21 protein-coding genes and 4 pseudogenes are annotated in these 22,986 nt (G+C 65.0%); 4 read left to right on the top strand and 21 right to left on the bottom strand.

All coding sequences use genetic code 11. The features are described from left to right. Positions 1-7: 7 nt before the first annotated feature. Positions 8-913 (top strand): alpha/beta fold hydrolase, encoded by a 906-nt coding sequence (locus MHEC_RS05955; RefSeq protein WP_048892585.1) that lies wholly within the window; start codon positions 8-10, stop codon positions 911-913. 454 nt (positions 914-1,367) lie between these two features. Here the strand turns inward: MHEC_RS05955 and MHEC_RS05960 are convergent, their stop codons facing one another. From MHEC_RS05960 to MHEC_RS06010, 12 genes and pseudogenes are all read right to left on the bottom strand, one after another. Continuing rightward, the gene (locus tag MHEC_RS05960) at positions 1,368-1,940 is read right to left on the bottom strand and encodes an LppA family lipoprotein (protein ID WP_082169963.1); all 573 of its coding nucleotides are present in this window, start codon (positions 1,938-1,940) and stop codon (positions 1,368-1,370) included. Further along, a complete protein-coding gene (locus tag MHEC_RS05965; RefSeq protein WP_048892586.1) occupies positions 1,937-2,260 on the bottom strand; it encodes a hypothetical protein in 324 nt (107 codons plus the stop codon). Before MHEC_RS05965 ends, MHEC_RS05960 begins: the two co-directional genes overlap by 4 nt. 40 nt (positions 2,261-2,300) lie before the next feature. Beyond that, positions 2,301-2,939, bottom strand: a pseudogene (locus tag MHEC_RS05970) (IS256 family transposase); the annotation flags it as partial. A 9-nt stretch (positions 2,940-2,948) separates the two neighbouring features. Beyond that, on the bottom strand, positions 2,949-3,806 hold the full coding sequence (locus MHEC_RS24015; RefSeq protein WP_236591472.1) for a site-specific integrase: 858 nt from the start codon (positions 3,804-3,806) through the stop codon (positions 2,949-2,951). Between the two features lie 753 nt (positions 3,807-4,559). Then, a complete protein-coding gene (locus MHEC_RS05980; protein WP_048893880.1) occupies positions 4,560-4,877 on the bottom strand; it encodes a helix-turn-helix domain-containing protein in 318 nt (105 codons plus the stop codon). Positions 4,878-4,879: 2 nt separating this feature from the next. After that, positions 4,880-5,932 carry a tyrosine-type recombinase/integrase gene (locus tag MHEC_RS05985; RefSeq protein ID WP_048893879.1) on the bottom strand — a complete coding sequence of 351 codons (1,053 nt, stop codon included), beginning with the start codon at positions 5,930-5,932 and terminating at the stop codon, positions 4,880-4,882. A gap of 143 nt (positions 5,933-6,075) precedes the next feature. Further along, positions 6,076-6,717: pseudogene (locus MHEC_RS05990) on the bottom strand (IS256 family transposase); the annotation flags it as partial. 93 nt (positions 6,718-6,810) lie between these two features. After that, positions 6,811-6,939: pseudogene (locus MHEC_RS05995) on the bottom strand (alpha/beta hydrolase); the annotation flags it as partial. A 49-nt stretch (positions 6,940-6,988) separates the two neighbouring features. Then, a complete protein-coding gene (locus tag MHEC_RS06000; RefSeq protein ID WP_071700220.1) occupies positions 6,989-7,483 on the bottom strand; it encodes a hypothetical protein in 495 nt (164 codons plus the stop codon). 155 nt (positions 7,484-7,638) lie between these two features. After that, positions 7,639-8,043: pseudogene (locus MHEC_RS24020) on the bottom strand (alpha/beta hydrolase); the annotation flags it as partial. Continuing rightward, positions 7,956-9,311, bottom strand: coding sequence for an alpha/beta hydrolase (locus MHEC_RS24950; protein WP_048892345.1), 1,356 nt, complete (start codon positions 9,309-9,311; stop codon positions 7,956-7,958). The gene MHEC_RS24950 and the pseudogene MHEC_RS24020, both read right to left, overlap by 88 nt. 3 nt (positions 9,312-9,314) lie before the next feature. Then, positions 9,315-9,656 carry a hypothetical protein gene (locus MHEC_RS06010; protein ID WP_048892346.1) on the bottom strand — a complete coding sequence of 114 codons (342 nt, stop codon included), beginning with the start codon at positions 9,654-9,656 and terminating at the stop codon, positions 9,315-9,317. Positions 9,657-9,844: 188 nt separating this feature from the next. On the opposite strand from MHEC_RS06010, the gene MHEC_RS06015 reads away from it, so the two are divergent. Then, complete coding sequence (locus MHEC_RS06015) at positions 9,845-11,086, top strand: WS/DGAT domain-containing protein (RefSeq protein ID WP_048892347.1); 1,242 nt, start codon at positions 9,845-9,847, stop codon at positions 11,084-11,086. Between the two features lie 6 nt (positions 11,087-11,092). Here the strand turns inward: MHEC_RS06015 and MHEC_RS06020 are convergent, their stop codons facing one another. Both MHEC_RS06020 and MHEC_RS06025 read right to left on the bottom strand, forming a co-directional pair. Next, complete coding sequence (locus tag MHEC_RS06020; protein WP_048892348.1) at positions 11,093-11,698, bottom strand: hypothetical protein; 606 nt, start codon at positions 11,696-11,698, stop codon at positions 11,093-11,095. Continuing rightward, positions 11,695-13,374: a pyruvate, phosphate dikinase gene (locus MHEC_RS06025; RefSeq protein ID WP_082169954.1), complete on the bottom strand. Its 1,680-nt coding sequence runs from the start codon at positions 13,372-13,374 to the stop codon at positions 11,695-11,697. The genes MHEC_RS06020 and MHEC_RS06025 overlap by 4 nt, the downstream gene beginning before the upstream one ends. Positions 13,375-13,702: 328 nt before the next feature. On the opposite strand from MHEC_RS06025, the gene MHEC_RS06030 reads away from it, so the two are divergent. Then, positions 13,703-14,212, top strand: coding sequence for a DoxX family protein (locus tag MHEC_RS06030; RefSeq protein ID WP_048892350.1), 510 nt, complete (start codon positions 13,703-13,705; stop codon positions 14,210-14,212). A gap of 135 nt (positions 14,213-14,347) precedes the next feature. Here the strand turns inward: MHEC_RS06030 and MHEC_RS06035 are convergent, their stop codons facing one another. The 7 genes from MHEC_RS06035 to MHEC_RS06065 form a co-directional block, all read right to left on the bottom strand. After that, a complete protein-coding gene (locus tag MHEC_RS06035; protein ID WP_048892351.1) occupies positions 14,348-14,908 on the bottom strand; it encodes a NifU family protein in 561 nt (186 codons plus the stop codon). Then, positions 14,905-16,818, bottom strand: a complete 1,914-nt coding sequence (gene feoB, locus MHEC_RS06040; protein ID WP_048892352.1) for a ferrous iron transporter B — start codon at positions 16,816-16,818, stop codon at positions 14,905-14,907. The genes MHEC_RS06035 and feoB overlap by 4 nt, the downstream gene beginning before the upstream one ends. After that, positions 16,815-17,084 (bottom strand): FeoA family protein, encoded by a 270-nt coding sequence (locus MHEC_RS06045; protein WP_071700219.1) that lies wholly within the window; start codon positions 17,082-17,084, stop codon positions 16,815-16,817. The genes feoB and MHEC_RS06045 overlap by 4 nt, the downstream gene beginning before the upstream one ends. A gap of 164 nt (positions 17,085-17,248) precedes the next feature. Then, positions 17,249-18,649, bottom strand: a complete 1,401-nt coding sequence (locus MHEC_RS06050) for a short-chain fatty acyl-CoA regulator family protein (protein ID WP_048892397.1) — start codon at positions 18,647-18,649, stop codon at positions 17,249-17,251. A 181-nt stretch (positions 18,650-18,830) separates the two neighbouring features. Then, positions 18,831-19,253: an archease gene (locus tag MHEC_RS06055; protein WP_048892354.1), complete on the bottom strand. Its 423-nt coding sequence runs from the start codon at positions 19,251-19,253 to the stop codon at positions 18,831-18,833. After that, entirely contained in the window at positions 19,250-20,671 is a 1,422-nt protein-coding gene (locus MHEC_RS06060) for an RtcB family protein (protein WP_048892355.1), read from the bottom strand. The genes MHEC_RS06055 and MHEC_RS06060 overlap by 4 nt, the downstream gene beginning before the upstream one ends. Before the next feature lie 39 nt (positions 20,672-20,710). Further along, on the bottom strand, positions 20,711-21,088 hold the full coding sequence (locus tag MHEC_RS06065; RefSeq protein WP_071700232.1) for a thiol-disulfide oxidoreductase DCC family protein: 378 nt from the start codon (positions 21,086-21,088) through the stop codon (positions 20,711-20,713). A 126-nt stretch (positions 21,089-21,214) separates the two neighbouring features. On the opposite strand from MHEC_RS06065, the gene MHEC_RS06070 reads away from it, so the two are divergent. Beyond that, positions 21,215-22,966, top strand: coding sequence for a DUF3556 domain-containing protein (locus MHEC_RS06070; protein ID WP_048892399.1), 1,752 nt, complete (start codon positions 21,215-21,217; stop codon positions 22,964-22,966). Positions 22,967-22,986 lie beyond the last annotated feature (20 nt).

The following is a 22,986-nucleotide window of genomic DNA, read 5'->3' on the forward strand; positions in this document are numbered from 1 at the left end:
TCAGGCGATGACCGAACCAGGCTGGATCAACGTGCAGGCTCCCGAAGTCGAGCTGAAAGCCCTCACCTGGGGACCAGTCGACGGCCCGATCGCCTTGTGTCTGCACGGGTTTCCGGACACCGCTTATGGGTGGCGCAAGCTCGCACCCCGCCTGGCCGAGGCGGGTTGGCGGGTGGTCGCCCCGTTCATGCGAGGCTACGCTCCATCGTCGATTCCCACCGACGGCAGCTACCACGTCGGGGCGCTGATGGACGATGCGCTCCAGGTGCGCTCAGCTGTTGGCGGTACCACGCGCGACGTGGTGATTGGCCACGATTGGGGTGCGATCGCGGCGACGGGTCTGGCCGCCATGCCAGACAGCCCGTTTGCCAAGGCAGTGATCATGTCGGTGCCGCCGGCGGCGGCGTTTCGTCCCCTGAGTCGAGTGCCCGACGTTGGTCGGCTGCTCGCCAAGCTCCCGCGTCAGATAACCCGCAGCTGGTACATTCTCTACTTCCAATTGCCTTGGCTACCAGAGCGTTCGGCGTCGTGGGTGGTGCCCCGGCTGTGGCGGCAATGGTCGCCGACTTATGACGCCGAGGAGGATCTGCGCCACGTCGACGCCGCGATCGGCACCCCGGAGAGCTGGCGGGCCGCACTGGGACCGTACCGGGCCACCATCCGTAATGCCCGTCCGCCGGCACGCTACGCCGCACTGCACCGGTACTGGACTGCCGCGCCGGTATTGCCCAGCTTGTACCTGCATGGCCGAGACGACGGTTGCGCCACGGCGGATTTCGCGCACTGGGCCGCACAGGTCCTGCCCGATGGCAGCGATGTGGCGATCGTCGACCACGCTGGGCACTTCCTGCAACTCGATCAGCCCGAAACCGTGGCCGAGCTGGTGTTGACGTTCATCGGGTCGGCGCGGTAACCAGGCGCGCGTCGTTGAGCGCACGATACCAGGGCAATTCGTGCCTGTGTCAGGTGTTACGGCCGGAATGTCGGGTAAAGGACGACAACATCGCTGGCGAAGACGACATAGGTGGCTAAGGGAATCAGGATGCCCTAGCCGCGCTTTGCGGTCCGGCGCGACACCACGATTGTTAGCACTGCAACAACCGGAGCGCCGTAAAACAACATGTCGAAGATTGGCACTGGGGGCCTTGGTGCGCACAGTATTCGTAGGTGCAACGGTCGGTCGACATCGCACCCGCGAAGCCGATCGCCATCACCAGCAATGCCGCTGGCAGTGTCAGCAGCGCCAAGGTCCAGTTCAGTATTGCAAGCCAGCGACGGCCGTAACTTCCCTTACGACATGCGGATTGCGAGGACGGTCGCTCGGGCTCAGTGGTTCTGGCGGTCTCACCCACGGCGATAATGGTCGGTCACGGATGAGGCTGACTGCCGGACTTCGACGTCGGTGTTGGTGTGTCGGTCTCCCGCATCCGGCAGTCCGATGTCACCGAAAAGATGGTCTGCACGGCAGTCCCAAACTCGAACTCGGTCCCGGATCCAGAGATGGCGAGGTCCTTGTTCCTTGGCTGATCTACGAAAACGTTGACAGACGTGGCACCGAACCGCGCAGCCCCGTCCTTGACGATCTGCACCGCCTTCGGCCAGACGTCGTCGGGGATCGCACGATCGAACACGATGTAGTAATAGACGCGCACTGCCCGCGTCCAAACATATTCGCCACCGCAGCCACCCCAGCTGTTCTCTTTAACGACCCATGTCATTCCGGGTACCAGCGCGGCGATCTTGCCTGCCATTTGATTCATGGCTGATGCGTACTCGGCTTTGGCGGTCTCAAATGATGGTTTGGACCGCAGCCCGTTCTCCAGCTCAGCCACCCGCTGCGGCCCCGGATTGCCGTGCGGCCCAGAATCAGCCGCCCCGCAACCGGAAATCGACATGCATACCACCATCCCCACAATTCCTGCCGCGATTCGAATCATCATCCTCCCGGGTGGGGATATGGCTTTAACGGGGTTGGCGCCATCACCAACTGCTTACCACCCTCCGGCAAATCGGCTATAACTGCGGCGACCACCGCCAAGTTGTACCCCGACATTCTCAACACCGCGTCACCGCCCGGTCCGATGACCGCCCGAGGATAGTCCGCGTGACTCAGCACACCCGCCCGCGCCACACCATCCGGACTGGTCCCCGCGGCGGTGGACAACTCCGGCATCATCCCGCCATAGGGGTCAGCACCCCAACCGTGGAATTGGGCAAGCGGTCCAACCTCGGGAATCAGGTCATGACCGATCGACCGCATGGGACTGTCCGATAAACGGCGGATCTGACCTTGGCATCGGTTAGTTACCGGTCGGGGTGATCCGGCCGTTGAAGGTGATCGCAAACGCGTTCAGCGCTGGCTTGCAGCTGATTGCCCATCGTGCCTTACCGCGCCCGCTCGGATCGGGCGAACGGGTCACAAGATATAGGCATTTGAGGGCGGCTTGTTCGGTGGGGAAATGCCCGCGGGCACGGATCGCGCGCCGATAGCGCGCGTTGATTGCCTCGATGGTGTTCGTGCTGCAGATGACCCGGCGGATCTCCACGTCGTAGTCCAAGAACGGCACGAACTGGCTCCAGGCGTTCTCCCATAGTCGGATGATCGCCGGATACTGGGCGCCCCACTTGGCGGTGAATTCCACGAAGCGTTCCTTGGCCGCGGCCTCGGTGGGTGCGGTGTAGACCGGGCGGATGTCCTTGGCGATCTGGTCCCAGTACTTGCGCGAGGCATAGCGGAAGGTGTTGCGCAGCAAGTGAATTACGCACGTCTGGATGACCGCGCGATCCCACACCGCACCGACCGCTTCCGAGAGCCCTTTCAGGCCGTCGCAGACCACCATGCACACGTCAGCGACCCCGCGGTTTTTGATCTCGGTCAGCACCGCCAGCCAGAACTTGGCGAAAGCGCACGGGTTCGCGCGAAGGTGTGCGAGGTGGCGCCTGAAGTATCACGAGTTCGGCAGACGGGCGGTGTCAACGTGGTCTGCGAGGTAGGCGACGACAGCTTCGTGGTGCATGCCGTAGGCAGCGGCGACGAGTTTCGCGTCGACCGTGCCGACGAGGTCTACCAGCCGTGTCGAGCGCAGGATCCGGGGCTGGATGCCGACCGCGCGCAGGGTGTTCTTGATGTAGCCGTCGGAGGCCGGCGCCCGGGTGGCTTTGGTCTGCATGGTGACCAACAGGTGGGAATTGTTGCCGCCCAGCACCTTCCGGTGGTCGAGGCAGCGATGCAGTGCGGTCCAGGTCCACGGGTCCAATGGGGTGGGTTGTGGTCGGCGACCCAGCCGGATCCGGCGGCGGTTGTTGTCGATGTCCGCATCGGTGAGGTGCTGCAGTTCTTGTGTGGTGGCGCCGTGCAGCAGGGCGGCCAGCCCGACGAACGCCTCGTGCGGGTGCACCTCGGGGTCTGTGCTCCACCGCTGGAACAGTTCGCGTTGCCGGTCGACAGGCAGCGTCGGGCCGCGGAATGCCATGGTCTGCGGCGCAGTCAAGCCTTTCGTGGGGTTGATGAGCATTAGCCGGCGGCGCAGACCGTAGCGGCAGAACTGGCGCAGCCCGGTCAGGTAGAAGGCACGCCGGCTGGGATGAGCGTGCAGGAAGGCTTCGATGTCGCCGACCTCAATGGTGGCCCAGTCAGTTTTGCCGCGCGCCATGGACAAGAACTGAGCGAAGTCACGCACGGCCCCAAGCCGGGCCTCGAGCGTGGGATGCCCGCGCGGGTGGGTGCCGGTGCGGCGGGCACGATCGCGGCTGGCGACCAGGTGCTCGGCAAACCCGGCCACCGCCTGGCGCAGGGGTGGGGGCACCGCGTCGATACGGGATTGGCGGCGGGTGGCGGCGCGGCGTTCCTCGCGATCGGTCGGTAACGCCAGTTGACGGGCGGTGAGGAAGTCCTCCAGGCCCGCGCGAGCGGAACGTCAGTGGCCACGGATTCCAGCAGGGCCTGCGGATGCACCGGGTGGTTGTCGGCCAATCGTGTGCCGAGCCGGGTCAGCATGGCGCAGGCGCGGTCGGGATGGTGGCGTCCGATGAGATAGGCGGCGAAGTCGCCGAGCCAGTCGGGTGGATTCTCGAGTGTCGCCGCAAGATTAGCCGCTCGGACTGGGATTCGATGCGGCGAGCGGGCCCAACATCTTTGGCACCGTCCCGCCCCGGTCAGTCGAGTGACCCGTCCGCAGTCGACACAGGCCGCATCCGGATTCGGTGGCCGGCCCGGATGTGAGCAGGAGCCACACCAGCCGGTGGTGGGTCGCAGGATCCGGCGTTTTCCGCAGCGTGGACACTCGGCTCGGTTGGCGTCCAAGCGTTGCCGCCGAGCGCACTGCCCGCAGAGGTCGCGGTCGACGAACAGCACTGGCGCATTGCAGATCCGGCAGGTGCGCGAACAGCGCGCGCAGCATCCGGTGTCCGGCCCCAGAACCCGCAACACACCGCAGCGCGGGCAGCGGTGTTTGATCGGTGCGTGACACCGCGCCCAGTGGCAACGAGCACAAAGGTCACGCTCTGGTTTGCCGACCGCGCGACCACAGCACCGGCAGTCCCGGACCCGGCGGGTCATGCTAGATCGGCGGCATCGACCGGCCCCGCCGCGACGCTGGCGCGTCGTTGACCGCGACCTTGGCCGGCTTCGGTGAAATCTGTTGTGTGACAGGGGTGGTATCGATGTCAAACAGGTCATTGGGCGAGCATTCCAGTGCGGTGCACAACGCGATCAAGGTGGACAGCTTGATCTGACTGGGCTGTTTGGTGAACAACGCCGACACCGACGCCGAAGACAGCTCCAATCCAGCCTTCTCCGCCAGCAGCCGTTGCAGTTGGGCGCCGGTCCACACCTCCCGCTGGGCGGCGGCCATCCGAAGTTTCCACCTGATCTGCATACTCACTCCTGCCCGGTCAGTTCGCTCAGCGTCGCCGAGATCGCACGCTGATAGGCGTCTTCGATGAAGGTCTCCGACGGGCGCACATACCGCATGGTCGACGCGACCGTCCAGTGTCCTAAAAGCTGTTGAATGGCAACGAGATCCACGCCTCGCTCATAGTTGTGGGTCGCACAGGCACGGCGCATCCCATGCGGGCTGAACCACTCACCTTCAGGCCGGCCTTCCACTCTCATCAAATGCCGCAACCGGTTGCGGATGGTGGCCGCGGCCATTGGGCCGCCGGACTCATCACACAGCAACACCGGACTGTCCGGGAACCGGCCGCGCACATCGTCGAGATACCAGCGCAACACCAGATCCAGCCCGTCTAACATCGGCACCCAACGCGGCCGCGGCCCGGAGCCCTTGGCGCCCTTACCGAACCGCACATGCAGCTTGCCGAACGTGCCGCGCCCAAAATGCACATCCGAGCAGTCGAGCATCACCACTTCTTCCGACCGCAGCCCGGCGTGATACAGCGTGCGGAACAGCGCATAATCCCGCGCGGCCGGCGCATACTTGCGGGCAGTCGCAATCCGACCCTTCAGGAACTCGAAGAACGCGCCCACCCGCTCCGCCGTCGGCGGCGCCTCCGTGCTCGGCGAGTCGTCGCTGACATGGCGGGCGGCGTTGAACTCGTCCAATGGACAGGCCAGCCGGACCCCGAACGCCGCCTCGATCTCCGCGGCCTTGCGGACCTCAAGGAACCGGTGAAAGCCCTTGAACACCTGCAGATAATTGCGTCGCGTCGACACCGCCCGACCCGAACTGGCGAGCTCGCCCACCACCCGGTCGACGTCCTCAGCGGTCACCTCCCACGCCGGGCGCCCCAGCGCCACCAGCATCCGCTCCAACACACCGACGTCGTTGGTGATCGTCGATTCGGCGAACCCGCGCGCGGTCCACGACGCCACGAACGCCTCCACGCATTCGGCCTGAAACCGCTGCGGATCTCGCGTCTCCACGACCGCCGCGACCTCGCCGGTGATCACCCGCAGCCGCCCGTCTCCCACCGCGTACCTTCCTCGCACCTAGGGTTTCAAGGCAGTACCTTAACTCGCGGGCTTACACCTGGAACATCAGCGACACGCCCGTAGACCGGAAAACCTCAGGCAGCAGCGCCAATCCGGGGAAACGAACCTGTGCTCGTTCCATATCCCTCGCCGCCATCACCTGCCCACAACCCCAGGATGTCGCGCTCGCCGGCGCAGCTCACCCCCACGGCCACATAGATAGGCCGGTTGGCCACTTGGCCGTCGCGGATCTTGACGAAGATGGCGTCGATAAATACCACCGGATACACCGGCTCCAGCGGCCGGTTGCACTACTCGGTCATCTCAGCGATCACCTTGTCGGTGATGCGGGAAATGGTGTCCTTGCTGACCGTGGCCCCGTAAATGTCGGCGAAGTGCGCGGCGATCTCCCCGGTCGTTAACCCCTTGGCGGTCAACGACAACACGATCTCATCGATCCCGGTCAGGCGACGCTGTCGTTTCTTGACGATCTGCGGGTCAAAGCTGCTGTTGGTGTCGCGGGGCACCTCGATTTCGACCGGCCCGATCTCGGTGAACACCGTCTTGACTCGGGTGCCGTTGCGGGAGTTACCGCTGCCGGGACCGGCCGGGTCATGCTTGTCATAGCCCAGGTGCTCGGTCATCTCGGCGTCTAGCGCCGCTTCCAGCACGTTCTTGGTGAGCTGGTTAAGCAGCCCATCCGGGCCGATCAGATCGACCCCGCGCTCTTTTGCTTGTGCCAACAGTTGCTCGGCCAAATGCCGTTGATCCAGTTCAGTAACCATGGGCTCGAGTGTTTCTGACATCTTCAGTCCTTCCCGCCAAGCACAGCTCGGCGTGTCAGACCAAGATCAGATCCACCGTTGTTCAGACAGTCCCGACCGCATCACATAGGCATGACCATTAGCAAGGCCCAGCTGACTGGGATCGGTGAGTTCGAGACCTGGGGATCCGTAAAACACTGCATCGTTGACGGGATGCACGCCCTGGGCGTTGAGCTGTTGGAGGCGTGTATCACTCTCCGTGCGTCAAATAGCCCAACCGAACTGGGTGCAATCAGCTTGTGGGAGAAGTCTGCTTAATCACCGCGGGAAACGGTACCCCGTCTTTCCGGAGGTGGCTCGGGAAGCATGGCGACGACCCGATGATTGTCGGTGGGTAGGTAGGCGGATACGCGGCTTTGACTTGTAGTACGTAGCCGTCTGGCGCGTAGCCGAACCTGTTGGGCTTCTCGAAGCCTTCACGCTCGATAACCTGCCATCCCCAGCGTTTCCATATGTCACCGATTTGACTAATCACGGCGTTTGTTTCGGTATCCGTCGGAAGGTTTAAGTCGCCCCAGAATGCGAAGCTTACCAGGGAATTCTCGTCTTTCGGCTCATCTTCGCAGTATGTTGTTCCCGAACCGGCCCCGCTGTAGCGCGTCCCGTCCACATTAGTTCCAGGGGGAAGCGCATTGACGGTCTCCTGAATGTAGTGAATCACAGTGTTTTGCGCTTCTTCCTGGCTTGCAGGTATTTTCGTCGAGGGAGCGACTGGATTCGGTTCCATTGGACCTCCTGGAATAGCTGTTGCGCCCGATGGCACGTGCGAGCTGGATTGCTTTGGGGGGGAAGCGCCGGATGAGCACGCAGTAAGCACCCCGACTGTGAGAAAAACAGCCAATAAGCGGAGCGGATCGCGGGTCGTTGGTTCTGTCATGGTGGCTAAGGCGTGAATGTAGGCGGCGTGACGTCGGTTCTGCCGGCGATAATACGGCCCATATTGTCAAGCGCCGGATTAAGAGGATCCCAGTAGCTGCTGTGGGCTGCCACTGACGGTAGACCCAGGGGCAAGGCCGGTCCGGGCGCTGCTTCAAATGGTTTGCTTCCGAACGGTGCGCCCATCGGGTCGGGGCCGAGGGTCATACCGGTGACCACGCCGATGATGTCATTTTGTGCTCGGGTGGCGAATACGTGGGCGCCGGGATCGAGGTTAAGGTCGCTGGCATGGCTTGCGAGCATCCCTGGGCTGCCCACCGCGATTACATTATTGGCGTCCAGGTGATGGCCGTTGAGTGCAGCTGCGCCGACTTCGGTGGAACCATAGCTGTGCCCGATAACCGTGTTGAGCGATGGGCCACCGGCAAGCTCATCGTTGTGAGAGGCCCGCAATCCGGCTTGGAAATCCTCCAGTGCGGGGCCCCGTTGTGCGCGTAACTGGTTGATGCAGCGTCGAAGACGCTCATTGGCCGGTCATAACCCATCCATGTGGTGACCGAAACATCACTGGGGCGTAGACTCTTATCTGCGTTGAGAGTAGCCTGCAACATCCTTTCGGATTTCCCGGCGCTGGCGTCGAAGCGGGTGAGATCTTGGCCGGTGCCAGGCACGAATGTGGCGTTGCGTCTGGCGGTGTCGGGGTTGTTGATAGCGACTGCAGCGTGGCCCAAGTCGTCGATGACTCTGAGGTACCTGGGTAGTTTGCCTGGCACGACTTTATCCGGTGGCGGGCCGAGCGCGTCTTTCACCTTTGCATAACCGTCATGCGCGCGATTAGCAGCGTCCCAACGGTTTTTCCAGTCCGCATACTCTTTCGACATCAAAAACGGCGCTTTGCCGTTAGCCCAGTCCGAATGCGCGGCGCGTAGGCCGTCAAGCTCGGTCTGATTGGCCTCTTGCAATTCATCGCGGTGCATCCGGTTGTAATGGTCTTTTCCCAAATGGTCCGGAGGATCCCACGCCATCCCGGGATGGTTGCCGATGTTGTGGTCTCGGCTGTAGAGCCAGTCCTTTTCCTCTGGGGTGAGCTGATTCCACAGGTCGTTGAACTGCTTAGGATCCTCGGGCAGGGGTTTAGACAGTGCATCCTGAATCTGAGGCCGATTGTCATGCGGTCCCGGTGGGATCGGCCTGTCGCCATCGGCCATGTTGATCGCGGCGGCCAGCTCTGAGTCGACCGCGTTGGCTTCAGCCAGGATTTCATCCAGCCGGGGCTGCAGCTGCTGTTCGGCGATGAGCGCTTCGATCGGCAGACCCTTGAATGTCGAACTCGGCACAACCGCGTTGGTCATCGGGTCGATGGTCATGTTTAGCGCGGCGGCATCGGCTCGCAGTTGGCGTAGCTTGGCCTGCACGTTTTCGATGCCGTCGGCGGCTTGGTTGGCGGCGCGGCCGACTGCCAGCGCCTCGTTGCCGTGGGCATCAAGGTCTTTGCGGATCTGCGCGTTCTGGTGTTTCCTGGCGTCGGCCGTTTGACCTTCCCAGGTGTCAAAGACGGCAAGCGATCCCAGTTGGCGGGATACCTCCAACGTGGCCTGTCCCCGTGCGGTGGCCACGTGAAACACCTCGCGCACCGCTTCGGCGTTCCACCGGTCGATATCGGCCACCGATAACGTCACGGTTCAATCCCGAGCGGTGCCGGCGGCCCCGTTCGCGTCGACGGCGACGGCGCGTAGCTTCTCCGCGTTATCACGTTCCATCGCCGCGAAATCGCGGGCGTCATTGTGCAGATCCAGCGCATGCTCACCGACCATCGTCAGCAACGTCTGCGATGTGCTCAGCCAGGCTGTCAGCCGGGCGTTCAGCGCTGCCGCCGAACTGCCGACCCAGCCCGGCTGCGCCGCCTCCATCCGGGTGTTCGACGACACATGGGCGATCGCCAGGTCCTCGCCCTGCCCGTGAGCATGCGCAGCAGAGTAGGCCAAGGTCTCCAAGTCGACCCGCAACTCGTCCTGAGCTGCCATGCCCGTTACCACCCCGCGATCCGAAGCTGCCGAGTATCCGATACCAGGACCGGGAATTGGGTGCAAGTCACCCACGACTGTGCTCAGCGAATCCCGGCCGGACGTCGTTGTCGTGCGAGCGGGTAACTGCGAGCCCAGTGGTCGGTAGTCCGCAGTATGGTCGAACGGACGAACATCGGATACGACCAATGACGCAGCACCGGATGGCGGCGGTCGACGCCCAGTTTTATTGGATGTCGGCCAAAATCCCTAACGATCAGTTCCTGCTCTACGCATTCGGCAGCCCACCGGCCGATCTGCGCACGGCAATAGACGGCGTTCGCGCCCGGGCCCGGGCGTGCCCTGACCTGACGATGCGGGTCGACGACGGCTGCGTGCTCACCTATCCGACGTGGGTGCCGGCGGACGTCCAAGCCGACCAGGTGCTCTGCTATGACCTTGCCGGCGACACCTGGCACAGTTGCCTGGACGCCGTGGTGCGGTTGGCGGATAACCAGCTCGACATCCGACAGATGCCGTGGCGGCTGCACCTATTCACCGAAGTGCGCGGCATCCCCGACAGCAGCGAGATCGGCACCGTCGCAGTCATGCAAGTCGCTCACGCGCTGGCCGACGGAGCGCGCGCCTCGGCAATGGCCGCCTGGCTGTTCGGTCGGACAGCACCGGTGCCGACGGTGACACCGCAATCGCGGCGATGGCTGCCCTGGCGAGCCCTGCAAGCGGCGCGCGCCCACCGCCAGCTGGTCGCCGACACCCGCCATGGACTGCTGCCCCCATCGGTCGGATCGCGGCCGCCGTTGCCCACCAATGCCCGCCCAGACGGTGCCCGAATCGTGCGCACCCTGGTACGGAAGCGCTCGGCGCTGCGCGGACCGACGGTAACCGTCGCGGTGCTCAGCGCCGTGTCCACTGCGCTATCCGAGCACCTGGGCAAGGTGGCCGACACCCTTGGCGCCGAGGTGCCGATGTCCAAACCCGGTGCACGACAAGGACATAACCACTTCGGCAACGTCGTGGTCGGGCTGTACCCACAGCTGGCGCAGGACGCCCGGGCCGAACGAATCGCTGCGGACCTAGCCGGTGGGCGCCGCCGCATGGAGCATCCGGCAGCCCGCGCGGCGGACCGGGCCTTCGCCGCGGTACCCGCCCCGTTGCTGCGTTGGGGCATCGCCCAATTCGATCCGCAGGCGCGACCAACGCTGGTCGCCGGCAACACGGTGGTGTCCAGTGTCCACCGCGGCGCCGCCGACCTGAACTTTGGTGGCGCGCCGGTGGTGTTGACGGCCGGGTATCCGGCGCTCTCGCCGGCGATGGGCCTCACCCACGGTGTGCACGGTATCGGCGATACCATCGCGATCAGCGTGCACGCGGCAGAGTCGGCGATCGGCGACGTCGACGCCTATTTGCGCCGACTCGACGCCGCCTTGTAGCCGAAACTATTGGGCGTTACCGGCTTTGGCTTCCGCTGCCCGGGTCAGGCCCGCAGCGGCGATCAGCTCCTCGTGCAGTTCAAACCACACGGTGTGGTAAGAGTCGATCAGCGGCCGGCTCAACCAGGCGATATCGCCGGCCTTGACTCTGTCGAGCGCCCGTTGCAGCTTGGCCGAATAGGCACTGAGCCGGGGCAATTGGGCGGCGGCCGCCGCGATGATCGGCACTACCCGCTGATGGATGGCGTCGATCCGCGCGAGCACGCCCGCGTCGTATTCGGCGTCTTGGTGCGTGTTGGGATCGCCGTCTCTGAGCTGCCAGTCGGTGACAGCTTTTTTGAAGTCTGCGTTGACCACCCGGAAGTGCTCGTAGGCGGCGATCAGGGCGGACGTGTCGACGTCGCTTCGCTCCTTGGTGAGCAGCTCGTCGAGTCGGGCACGACCGTCGCGGCTCAGCTGCAAAACAGCGTCGCCCACCAGCAGACCCGACTCGGTCAATTGCCGGACGGCCCGGGCAATCTCGGCCGGATCCGCATCCAAAGTCGCCGCCAGCTCAGCCGGGCTCACCCGGCCTTTCAGCCGCACGGTTTGCAATACCGTCAACTCGCTCACCGCGTTGAGACCTGGTTGTCGGCCAGCTGCACAGCGGTCAGCATGGTGATCACCGGGGTAGCCGACACCACGTCGGTGTGACCGTCGGCTAGTGCGCCTCGCACCGCGGCGTCCGAATTGTCTTCCAACCTTGGGTAGTCGCCGTTCGCATGCGCACGCAAGGGGCTGATTCGGCGTGCGACATCGGCGAGCTCGCGTAATTCTGGTGTGTCGTTCTCCGACCACGCAGACAGCTCCAAAATCCCTTGGCGGACTTCGCCTTCGCCGCCGTCGACAGTGACCAGTTCGCCCGCCAGCGATTCGGTGATGCCGCGGCCACAGCCCACCACGGCCACCTTGCCGAGTTCCCGGCTGACCACAGCGGCGTGACTGGAGGCGCCGCCGACCTCGGTGACGATGCCGCGCGCGGCCAGCATGCCGTGCACATCCTCGGGACTGGTGTGGTTGCGCACCAAGATGACGTCCTCGCCGCGGTCGGCAGCGTCGATCGCGTCGTCTATATCGGTATAGGCCCGACCCGAAGCAACCCCCGGGCTCGCCGGCAATCCCTGGGCCAAAAGCGGTGCCGCCAGCCGGATTTCCGGCTGCAGTGACGGCAGCAGCAGCGTCTCGACCTGGGCGGGAGTGACCCTGCGCAGCGCCTCGGCGTCGTCGATGAGTCCCTCCCGGCGCAGCTGCAGCGCCAGCCGCACCGCTGCCTGCGCCGATCGCTCAGCGGCCCGGGTCTGCAACAGCCACAGTTTGCCCGCTTCGACGGTGAACTCGATCTCCTGAACGTCAGAACCAAGCCGCTCGAGCGTACGTGCGGCGGCCATCAACTCGTCGTAGACCGCGGGTTGCTGGTCGTATAGCGCAGTGATCGGTTTGACGTTGACAGTTCCCGAGACCACATCGTCGCCTTGGCCGCCGGGTAGCCATTCGCCGAAACGCTCGTCGGTGCCGGTTATCGGATTGCGCGAAAACAGAACACCAGCACCGGAGTTGGAGCCCATATTGCCGAACACCATCGACTGGACGACCACGGCGGTGCCGCCGTGGTCGCCGAGGCCGTGATGGGCGCGGTAGGCCATCGCCCGCGGCGAGTTCCACGACGCGAACACCGCCTCAATGGCCACCCGCAGTTGTGCGTACGGGTCGGCGGGCGGCGACGGAGCCCTGCCCAGTGCGGCGGCGATGCGCCGATACATCCTGTCGAACCGGTGCCGGGTGTCGCGTGCGAATTCGGCCGTGCCAACCGCAGCCAGCGCTTGTTCGACCGCATCGTCGACGCCCAGGTCCAGCACCGTGTCCATCATGCCCGGCATCGAACGCGCCGCGCTTGAGCGCACACTCACCAACAACGGCCGCGGCCCCCGCCCGAACGTTCGTGACGTCTCGTCCTCCAGCCAGCGGACGCCGTCGAGCACCTCGCCCCAGATCGCCTGCATCGTCGCCTCGGGTTCGGCCAGATAGCGGGCGCCCACGTCGGCGGTGATACCGAACGCCGGCGGCACCGGCAAACCGTGCCGGCGCATCATTTCGATGCCGTAGCCCTTGTTGCCCAGCACTTCCCGGGCCAGCGTGGCGGTGCCGTCGAGCACCGGTACCGGCGACGATGGTGAAGCGCTCGCCGTGGTCGGGGAACGCCCGGCCGGCGAGTTATCGCGGACGCCGCTGCGTGGCACGCCACGAGTCATCGTCCACACCCCTCGTCGCTCGGCGCATTCCGGCGGGCCCTGACGCTCCCGCAGCAAACGTCCGACCACCCGCTATGTCTCTCCAGGCTAACTGGCGTGCCCACGCCAACGCGCGGTCAGGACTGTCCGCGCAGCATCCCGAATCCGCGGCGCAGCGCCAGATGAATCCACAGTAGTGCGTACGTCTCGAGGAGCTGAGCCGGCCAGTTCTGCGACGTCGACGGTTGCGAAGCCGGGCTCGCTAACCAGCGCGCGGTGGCCCGAGACCTCGGGCGCTGCTCGAGGGGTGCAAGCAGACGGCACCCGCGGGATGATCTAGCTTGAGAATATGACTGCCTACGACGTTGGGTTACTGATCCTGAGGCTGGTGCTGGGCCTGACCCTCGCCGCCCACGGTTTCAACAAATTCTTCGGTGGCGGCCGGATACCGGGAACCGCGCGCTGGTTCGAAAGCATCGGCATGAAACCCGGCACTTTCCACGCCGCGGTCGCCGCCACCACCGAGGTGTCCGCCGGATTGGGTTTAGCCGCCGGTCTGCTCACCCCGATCCCCGCGGCGGGCTTCGTGTCGCTGATGCTGGTCGCGGCCTGGACCGTGCACCGGCCCAACGGCTTCTTCATCGTGAAAGAGGGTTGGGAGTACAACCTGGTGCTGGCGGTCAGCGCCGTCGCAGTGGCGACGCTCGGCCCGGGGCCACTGAGCCTGGATCGGCTGATCTTCGGCCACAACTGGCTCGACGGCTGGGCCGGTCTGCTGTTCTCGGTGCTGTTGGGCCTGGCCGGTGCTGTCGGTCAGTTGCTGCTCTTCTACCGGCCCCCGGTCAAACAGGCGCAGTAGTCGCGCCAGGTTCGGCGGCACTGCGCCCAGCCCCGAGTGGACCGCTCGAAGGTGGGCAAAGCGTCCCTGTCTCGAACACGACTCGTGTGGCGGATGCGACGACCCATGGTTCATCGGACGGGCACGCGCCGGTCCTCAGCGAATCAGCAGGGACAGCAGCTTCTTGCCCAACGACAGTGGAGCAGAGTCGCTTTCGCAGGACACGGTGACGTTCTCGCCGACCCGTCGGCGCAACTCGGACTGCAACTTTCCGTGGATCGTCGAGCCGGACGCCGGGCATCCGGCGCAGGCGCCCGACATTCGGACCCTCACCTGATCGCCGGTGACCGACACCAATTCAATTGATCCGCCGTGAGATTCGGCCAGCGCACCGATCGGTCCGGCGAGCAGCTCGGCGGTGACATCGGCCAGCTCGCCGGATGAGGCGTCCACCTGCCACCCCGCGGGCTCACGCAGTGCCTCGCTCAGTGCATTACGGATGTCGTCGCCGAGCTCGCGCCAACTGGCGGCGGAACCGAGGGTGATCAACACATTGTTGCCGCACACCAGCAGCTCGTCAATCACGCCGCGGTCAAGCAAGGCACCGAGCCGCCCGGGCGCGCGCCGCACGGTGCCGTCCGCTGGGAGACCGCCGGGCGGCACCACCCAGCGCAGTTGGCGGGGGTTTGAGGTCGCGATGGCGTGGATCGGAATCATGCGCTGACACCGACGGCAATTGAGCGGGCGGCGAAAGCCATTACCCACGCGAGCGCGAACATGTAACCGAAAGCCAGGGCCGGCCACCGCCACGAGTTGGTCTCTCGGCGCATCACGGCCACCGTCGACATGCATTGCAGCGCGAACATGAAATACACCAGCAATGCGATGACTGTCGGTGCGGTGAACACCTTGTGACCGTGATCGTCGGTGAGGGTCGCCAGCGCTTGCCCCGGGTTGGCGGGGTCGGTCGCCGCGGACACTTGGCCGAGCGTGGAGACGAACACCTCACGCGCGGACAGGGCACCGACCAGGGCGACGTCGATATGCCAGTCGAAGCCCAGCGGTTTGAACACGGGCTCGATCGCCTTGCCGACGTCGGCGGCATAGCTGTGGCCCATCACGTATGCGGTCGCGTCGGTGGGGGACATGCCGGCCGTTTCGGTTTCGCGCGTCGGCAAGTTGAGCAGCGCCCACAGCACCAGGGACACGGCCAAGATAATCGTTCCGGCCTTGCGCAAGAACATCTTCGCTGCGCTCCACACCGCGACCAGCACAGCTTTGACAGGAGGGAACCGATACGGGGGGAGCTCCATAGTGAACGGCAGCACGTCGCTGCGCAGGATTGTCGACTTGAACAGCCACGCCGCGATCAGCGCCGAGGTTCCTCCGCCGAGATACAGCAAGAACATCGTGATGCCCTGGGCGCTGAGCCCCCACCAGCGCGTCTGAGGTGCGACCAGCAGACCGACCAGCAAGGTATACACCGGCAGGCGCGCCGAACAGGTCATCAGCGGTGCGCTCAGGATGGTGGCGATCCGGTCGCGCGACGACGGCAACGTCCGGGTCGCCATAATGCCGGGGATGGCGCAGGCAAACGACGACAGCATCGCGACAAAAGCGCGGCCTTCCAGACCGGTGGTGGCCATCACGCGGTCCATCACGAATGCCGCCCGGGCCAGGTAACCGAGGTTTTCCAGCAGCGCAATCAGCAGGAACAGCAGTGCAATCTGCGGGATGAACTGCAGGACGGTGCCCACGCCACCGATGACTGCGTGGCCCAGCAGGCTTCCCGCCAGCGAATTGCCCATGTGCTCGGCGATCTGGGCGCCCAGCCAGTTCAGTCCGTCGGCTATCCCATCCCGCAGGGGTGCACCGACGGTGAAGACAACCTGGAAGAAAGCAAACATCACCGCGAAGAACACGACCGTGCCCCACAATGGGTGCAGCAGCAACCGGTCGATCCGGTTGGTGCGGTGATCCGGTTGCGGCGCAACGTAGTTCGAAGCATCGAGCACGGACTTGCCCCAGGCGTCGACGGCGTCGTGATCGGACGGAGGCGCAAGCGGCGGCCGTTTCCACCGGTGGAAAGACCCCAGCTGCGCGCGCACAGCTTCGATGCCCGTGCCCCGGTGTGCGACGACTGGGATGACCGGGATGCCAAGCGCCGTCGAGAGCGCGCCGGTATCGATCCGGCCTCCGCGCGACGTCATTTCGTCGCTCATGGTGAGCACCAGCAGGCACGGCAAGTCGAGGCGCAAAACCTCCGCGACGAGCGTGATCGAACGACGCAGTGTGGTGACGTCGGCCACTAGCAGCACCGCATCGGGTCTGCCGATGCCGTCGAGGCGACCGGTGAGCAGGTCGGTGACAACCTGTTCGTCCGGGCTGATCGGGTCGAGGCTGTAGGTGCCGGGCAGGTCCTCGACGGCGATCGTGGCGCCATCCACTTCGGTGGTGCCCACGCTGCGCCCCACCGTGACGCCGGGGTAGTTGCCGATTTTCCCGCGCAGCCCCGTCAGATGGTTGAAGACGCTGGTCTTGCCGGCGTTCGGACTGCCCACCAGCGCCACCCGCCGAAGATCTTCGACCCCTACCGCGGTGCTGCTCTCGGTGTGGCACGACGTCATCGGGGTGCCTCCGGGACCACTTCGATCAGTCGCGCCTCGCGGCGGCGGATGCACAGTTCGGTGTCTTGGACCCGGTAGATGGTGGGGTCGCCTAGCGGTGCCCGGCGGATCACGTCGACGCGAGCGGTTGGCCGGAATCCCAATTGGTGGAGGCGACGTCCCACCGCGGGGTCGGCCTGCGGCGCCAGGCCCACCACGGTTGCCTGCTGGCCCGGCACCAGTTGGGCAAGATCGCATCGATACCGATCCTGGCCTCGAGCATGCATGACGTGCCTTAACGTTCAGTGGAGTCAACTGTCGAAGTTACACCTGCAGGAGCGATCGATAATCCCCCAGCCGAGGTCCTCCGATGACGCGTGCGACCAGATGAGCTGTTCGCCGAGATGGTCGCGGCCATTGAGCACCCGGCCCGACTGCGTCGCCGGGACCGTCACACAGCCGGTGGGTACGGCAGGCTGCTGCCGGTGTTCTCGTCGACGACAACGCGTTCGCCCAGGTAAGGGAAAGCGCGTTGCGGGCAGGCCGGCCGGCTACAGATCTTGCAGCCGGCTCCGATCGGAACCGCGGTCGTCGGGTCATCCAGGACGATGCCGGTGGAGTAGACGAGCTTGTGGGCGTGGATTAGATCGCAGCCCAAACCGATGGCAAAGCTCTTGTGCTGGCCCAGATAACCGTGTCCTTCGGTCTCCGTGGTCTTGGCGACCCAGAAATACGAACGCCCATCGGGCATCTGCGCCACCTGGGTGACGATGCGACCCGGCTGGGCGAACGCGTCGTGCACCACCCACAGCGGGCAGCTGCCACCCACACGACTGAAATGAAAAGCAGTGGCGGACTGCCGCTTTGAGATGTTGCCGGCCTTGTCGGTGCGGACGAAGATGAACGGTACACCGCGCTGCCGGGGGCGCTGCAGCGTCGAAAGCCGGTGGCAGACGGTTTCGAAGCTCACCTCGAACCGCTGGCCCAGCAGATCGATGTCGTAGCGTAGTTCCTCTGCGGCCCCGTGAAACTCGCCGTACGGCAACAGCAACGCCCCGGCGAAATAGTTGGCCAGCCCGATCCGGGCCACGCCGCGAGCCTCGGGACTGAGCTGGTCGTCGGTGGCCACGATGGCCGAGATCAGCTCCGACTGGCTGAGCAGGGCCAGCTGGGTGGCGATCTGGAAGGCCCGCTGACCCGGCCGCAGCCAGTGCGCCACGCGCAGCACCCGGGTCGTCGGGTCGTACTGGCGCTTGGTGGTTTCGGGAAGCGCGGTGTCGATCACCACGGTGATGCCGAACCGTTCGCGTATCAATGCGGCCAATTGAAGGTCAAGCCCGCCGGTCCGCAGCTCGTTTTCTGCGAACATCCGCTCGGCGGCGACGTCTAGCTCGTCGATGTAGTTGTTGCGGTCGTAGAAGAAGTCGCGAACCTCCTCGAACGGCATCGGGCGTTCCAGCGGCTGCGATGTCTCGGCTATCGCGCGAGACCGATAGGCCTCCACTTCCTCGGTCACATCGCGCAGACGGCGGTGCAGCGCTACCAGACTGCGGCCGATCTCGGGCATCCGGGCAACCAGTTCCTCGATTTGGTTGCGGCTGACCGCGTGCTCGGTCGCGGTGAACACATCGCTGAGGTCGGCCACCAGCCGGGCGTCGGAATCGGCGGAGAAGTAATGCGCGGCCAAATCGAAGCGTTCGGTGAGGGCGAGCAGCACCGGCACGGTGAGTGGGCGCTGATTGTTCTCGAGCTGGTTGACGTAGCTGGTCGATAAGTCGAGGGCGCGGGCCAAAGCCGCCTGGGTGAGTCCACGCTCCTCGCGCAACCGCCGAAGCCGCGCGCCGGAAAACATCTTCACCACCGACGACACATTACTCCGCCCGTGTTCGCAATATTCGCAATCGCGGGTCAATCCAGACGCAAAAACCACACATAACCAGGGATCTTTCGCGATGTTACCCAGTGCATAGTGTGTGGATGGCGTTGATGCATGCTGTCCGTGGCCGGCGAAGCCGACGAGGTCGCCGGACCGTCTAGACATCGATCGTCGCGCGGCAACGCCATTCGGTGCCGCTCTGGGTGAAGGCCAGCCCAGACAACGCGACGGCCTTCGGTACCGCACCGACCAGCCTGACGTCGCTCAGCGATGCCACCGGCATGGTCAGCCGCACGGTGTCCGAGTCGATGGTGACCTCGGCGCTGAGCGGCACCACGCCTTCGGTGTCGAGCAGATAAATCAGTTCGTCGAGCACCGCCACCAAGCGATCACCGTCAGTGGTGGCGGGCACTTCGCACGTGACGGTCCGCAACGGCGACGCTCGGGAGAAGTCGACGAAACTGCCCGTAAGTCCCATGACCGCCTCGGCCAGGCAGATTTCGCGGCTCGGCCCCCACGCCTCGATGACGATATCGGCCGGATGGGGCAGCGTGCGGTGCCCGCGATCGGCTGCCGTCAACCCTTCACCACGCCCAGCGGTTCGAGTCGGGCCACCCTGCGGCACAGGCCCGCTTGTTCTGCGACCGCGACGACCTCGGACACGTCCTTGTAGGCCGCGGGAGCCTCTTCGACCAGACCCCGCCGCGACGCGCCCCTGACCAGGATCCCCTGCCGCCGCTCCAATTGGTCGCGCAGCACCTTCTGGGAGACCGACCGGGCCGCCTGGTGGCGGCTGAGCTGTCGACCGGCGCCGTGACAGGTGGAGTGAAACGCACCACCTCCAGCCACCCCGGCCAACACATAGGACGACGTTCCCATCGAGCCGGGAATCAGCACAGGCTGCCCGACGTCAGCCAAATCCGCTGGCAACTCCGGGTGTCCGGGAGGCAGTGCCCTGGTCGCACCCTTGCGGTGCACACAAAGGTCGACCATCTCGCCGGCGACCTCGTGCCGCTCGATCCGCGCGAGGTTGTGGGAGATGTCGTAGACCAGTTCAAGCCCGGTGCCGGTGACCGACGAAAACACCTCGGACGCGGCCCGGCCCAGAATTTGCCGATTGGCGCGGGCGTAATTCGCCGCCGCATACATCGCTCCCAGGTAGCGGCGACCCTCGCCGGAATCAACAGGGACGCAAGCTAGTTGGCGGTCGGGCACATGCACGCCATGACGCTGCATGGCGTGGTCCATGGCGTGCACCTCGTCGGTGCAGATTTGGTGCCCAAGTCCCCGCGAACCGCAGTGGATCATCACGCAGACCTGCCCGGCGCGCAGCCCGAATGCCTTGGCGACCGGCTCGTCGAGCACCTCAGCGACATGCTGGACTTCCAGGAAGTGATTCCCCGAACCCAGACTGCCCAGTTGCTGGCGTCCCCGCGCCCGCGCACGGTCGCTCACCGCTGCGGGGTCGGCCTCCTCGAACCCACCGCCATCCTCACAGCGGTCCAAGTCGAGCTGGCATCCGTCGCCGTGCTCGACCACATACCGGGAGCCTCCCTGCAGCACCCGGTCCAATTCCTCGTCGCTCACCGGCGCGCGCACGGCCCCCGGTCCCGCACCGCGCGGAATTCGTTGGCTTAACCGGTCCATCACTAACTTGCCGACTTTGGCGAACTCGCCCCGGTCAAGGTCGGCCGACAGCATTCGCACCCCGCAGGAGATGTCGAATCCCACGCCGCCGGGAGAGATCACTCCGTCGCCGCGCACGTCGGTCGCCGCCACCCCGCCGATCGGGAAGCCGTAGCCCAAATGGATGTCAGGCATCGCGTATGACGCTTCGACAATGCCGGGTAGAGTCGCCACGTTCGCCACCTGCCGCAGCAAGGGCTCGCGATTGGTCGCGGGCAGCAGCGACGGCGACGCGAAGATCACGCCCGGCACCCGCATGTCCCCGGATGGGTCGATCCGGAACCGAAATGGGGTTTCCTGCACTAATCTCATTGCCACTCCAGACAGGCGGCCGATCGCCGGCGGCCTCAGTCAGCAGGCGCCCGGATGTGACTCGCAGTACGGCGTGGTCCCCGGAAACCGGTAGCGATTCGCGGCCACCCACCGATAGACCGCGTCCTGAATCAACCGCACGCCCGCAATCCGGTATACCACCAGCGGCAACGTGGTGCCGATCGCGGCCGACAGCGCCGCGTTGACGGCCTCGGCACCGGAGTAGACCACTCCCGAACGGTCCAGCCACCGCACCGAATCGAGCAGCTGGGACGGCGGGATGTTCAGCCGCTCCGCAGCGGATGGGCTCTGCAGCGGCTCGACCTGCACGTTGCCGGTTCGATTGAGTTTCAGCGCGAGGTTCGCCGACCGGGTGCACATTCCGCAGGCGCCGTCGAAGAAAAGAATGCCTGACACGTGCCCATCCTTCACCTCGCGGTGTCACCTGCCAACGACGACGCAACGTCGTGGTCGATTTGGGCCGATCGGCCGACGGCGCAAACCGGTACCCGCACGTCTAGAACACGTTCTAATCTGTCCCGCATGGGATTCTTCAAACCTGAGCTGCCACAGATCGACATGGCCGAATGGAGCAAGGGCACGCGCAGCGAGAAGATCCGGCCGATGGCCAGGCACTGGGCCGAGGTGGGGTTCGGGACGCCGGTCGCGCTGCACCTGTTCTACGTGGTCAAAATCGGCCTCTACATTCTGGGCGGCGCGCTGTTCGCCTTGACCACCAAGGGAATCGATGGGTTTGCGGCCGTCGGCTCGTGGTGGTCGGAGCCGATTGTTTTCGAGAAGGTCGTGCTCTACACCATGCTGTTCGAGGTGGTCGGGCTGGGTTGTGGCTTCGGGCCGCTCAACAACCGGTTCTTCCCGCCGATGGGCTCGATCCTGTACTGGCTGCGCCCGGGCACGATCCGATTGCCCCCCTGGCCGCAGCGAATCCCGTTCACCAAGGGCACCGCCAGGACCCCGGTCGACGTCGCATTGTATGCGGCGCTGCTGATGATGCTGCTTTGGTGCTTGTTCTCCGACGGCACCGGTCCAATTCCGGCGCTGCACACCGAGATCGGGCTGCTCCCGGTGTGGCAGATCTGGACCGTCCTGGGCCTGCTCACCGTGCTCGGGCTGCGCGACAAGGTGATTTTCCTGGCCGCACGGGGCGAGGTCTACGCCTCGCTGGCGGTGACGTTCCTGTTTCCGGGTGTGGACATGATCGTGGCGTCCAAGGCGGTGTTCGTCGTGATCTGGATGGGCGCGGCGACGTCCAAGCTCAACCACCACTTCCCCTTCGTGATCTCGACGATGATGTCCAACAATCCACTGATCCGGGCACGATCGATGAAGCGCGCCTTCTTCGAAAGGTTCCCCGACGACCTGCGGCCCGGTCGCCTGTCGCGGATCGTCGCCCATGGCGGCACCACCGTGGAAATGTGTGTGCCGGTGGTGTTGTTCTTCTCCCACGGCGGCTGGGTGACCGCGGTGGCCGCCGCCGTGATGGTGTGCTTCCACCTGGCGATCCTGACGGCGATTCCGATGGGGGTGCCGCTGGAGTGGAACGTCTTCATGATCTACGGGATCGGGGCACTCTTCGTCGCCTACGCGCATCTCGGGCTGACCGACCTGACCCATCCGGTGCCGGTAGCGATCCTGTTCGCGGTCTTGGTCGGCATCGTGATCGCCGGCAACATGTTCCCGCGCAAGATCTCGTTCCTGCCGGGCATGCGCTATTACGCCGGCAACTGGGATACCACGCTGTGGTGCGTCAAACCGTCGGCGGATGACAAGATCGCTCGCGGGCTGGTGGCGATTGCGAGCATGCCGGCCGCCCAGCTGGAGCGCTTTTACGGCAAAGACCGCGCACTGATCCCGATGTATCTGGGATACGCGTTCCGCGCGATGAACACTCACGGGCGAGCCTTGTTCACGCTGGCGCACCGCGCCATGGCCGGGCAGAACGAGGACGACTACGTCATCACCGACGGCGAACGAATCTGTTCCACCGCGATCGGCTGGAACTTCGGCGACGGCCACATGCACAACGAACAACTGATCGCCGCCATGCAGCAGCGGTGCCACTTCGAGCCCGGTGAGGTGCGCGTCGTCCTGCTCGACGCCCAACCCATCCACCGCCAAACCCAGGAGTACCGGTTAGTTGACGCAGCCACCGGCGAATTCGAGCGCGGCTATGTGCGGGTGGCCGACATGGTCACCCGGCAACCGTGGGACGACACCGTCCCGGTGCATGTCTACGAGCACCGCGCCGAAGGGCTGGACTCGCGCCGAGTGTGAAACTGTTGCGAAATCGGGCA

Source organism: Mycobacterium heckeshornense (genome assembly GCF_016592155.1).
Classification (GTDB): domain Bacteria; phylum Actinomycetota; class Actinomycetes; order Mycobacteriales; family Mycobacteriaceae; genus Mycobacterium; species Mycobacterium heckeshornense.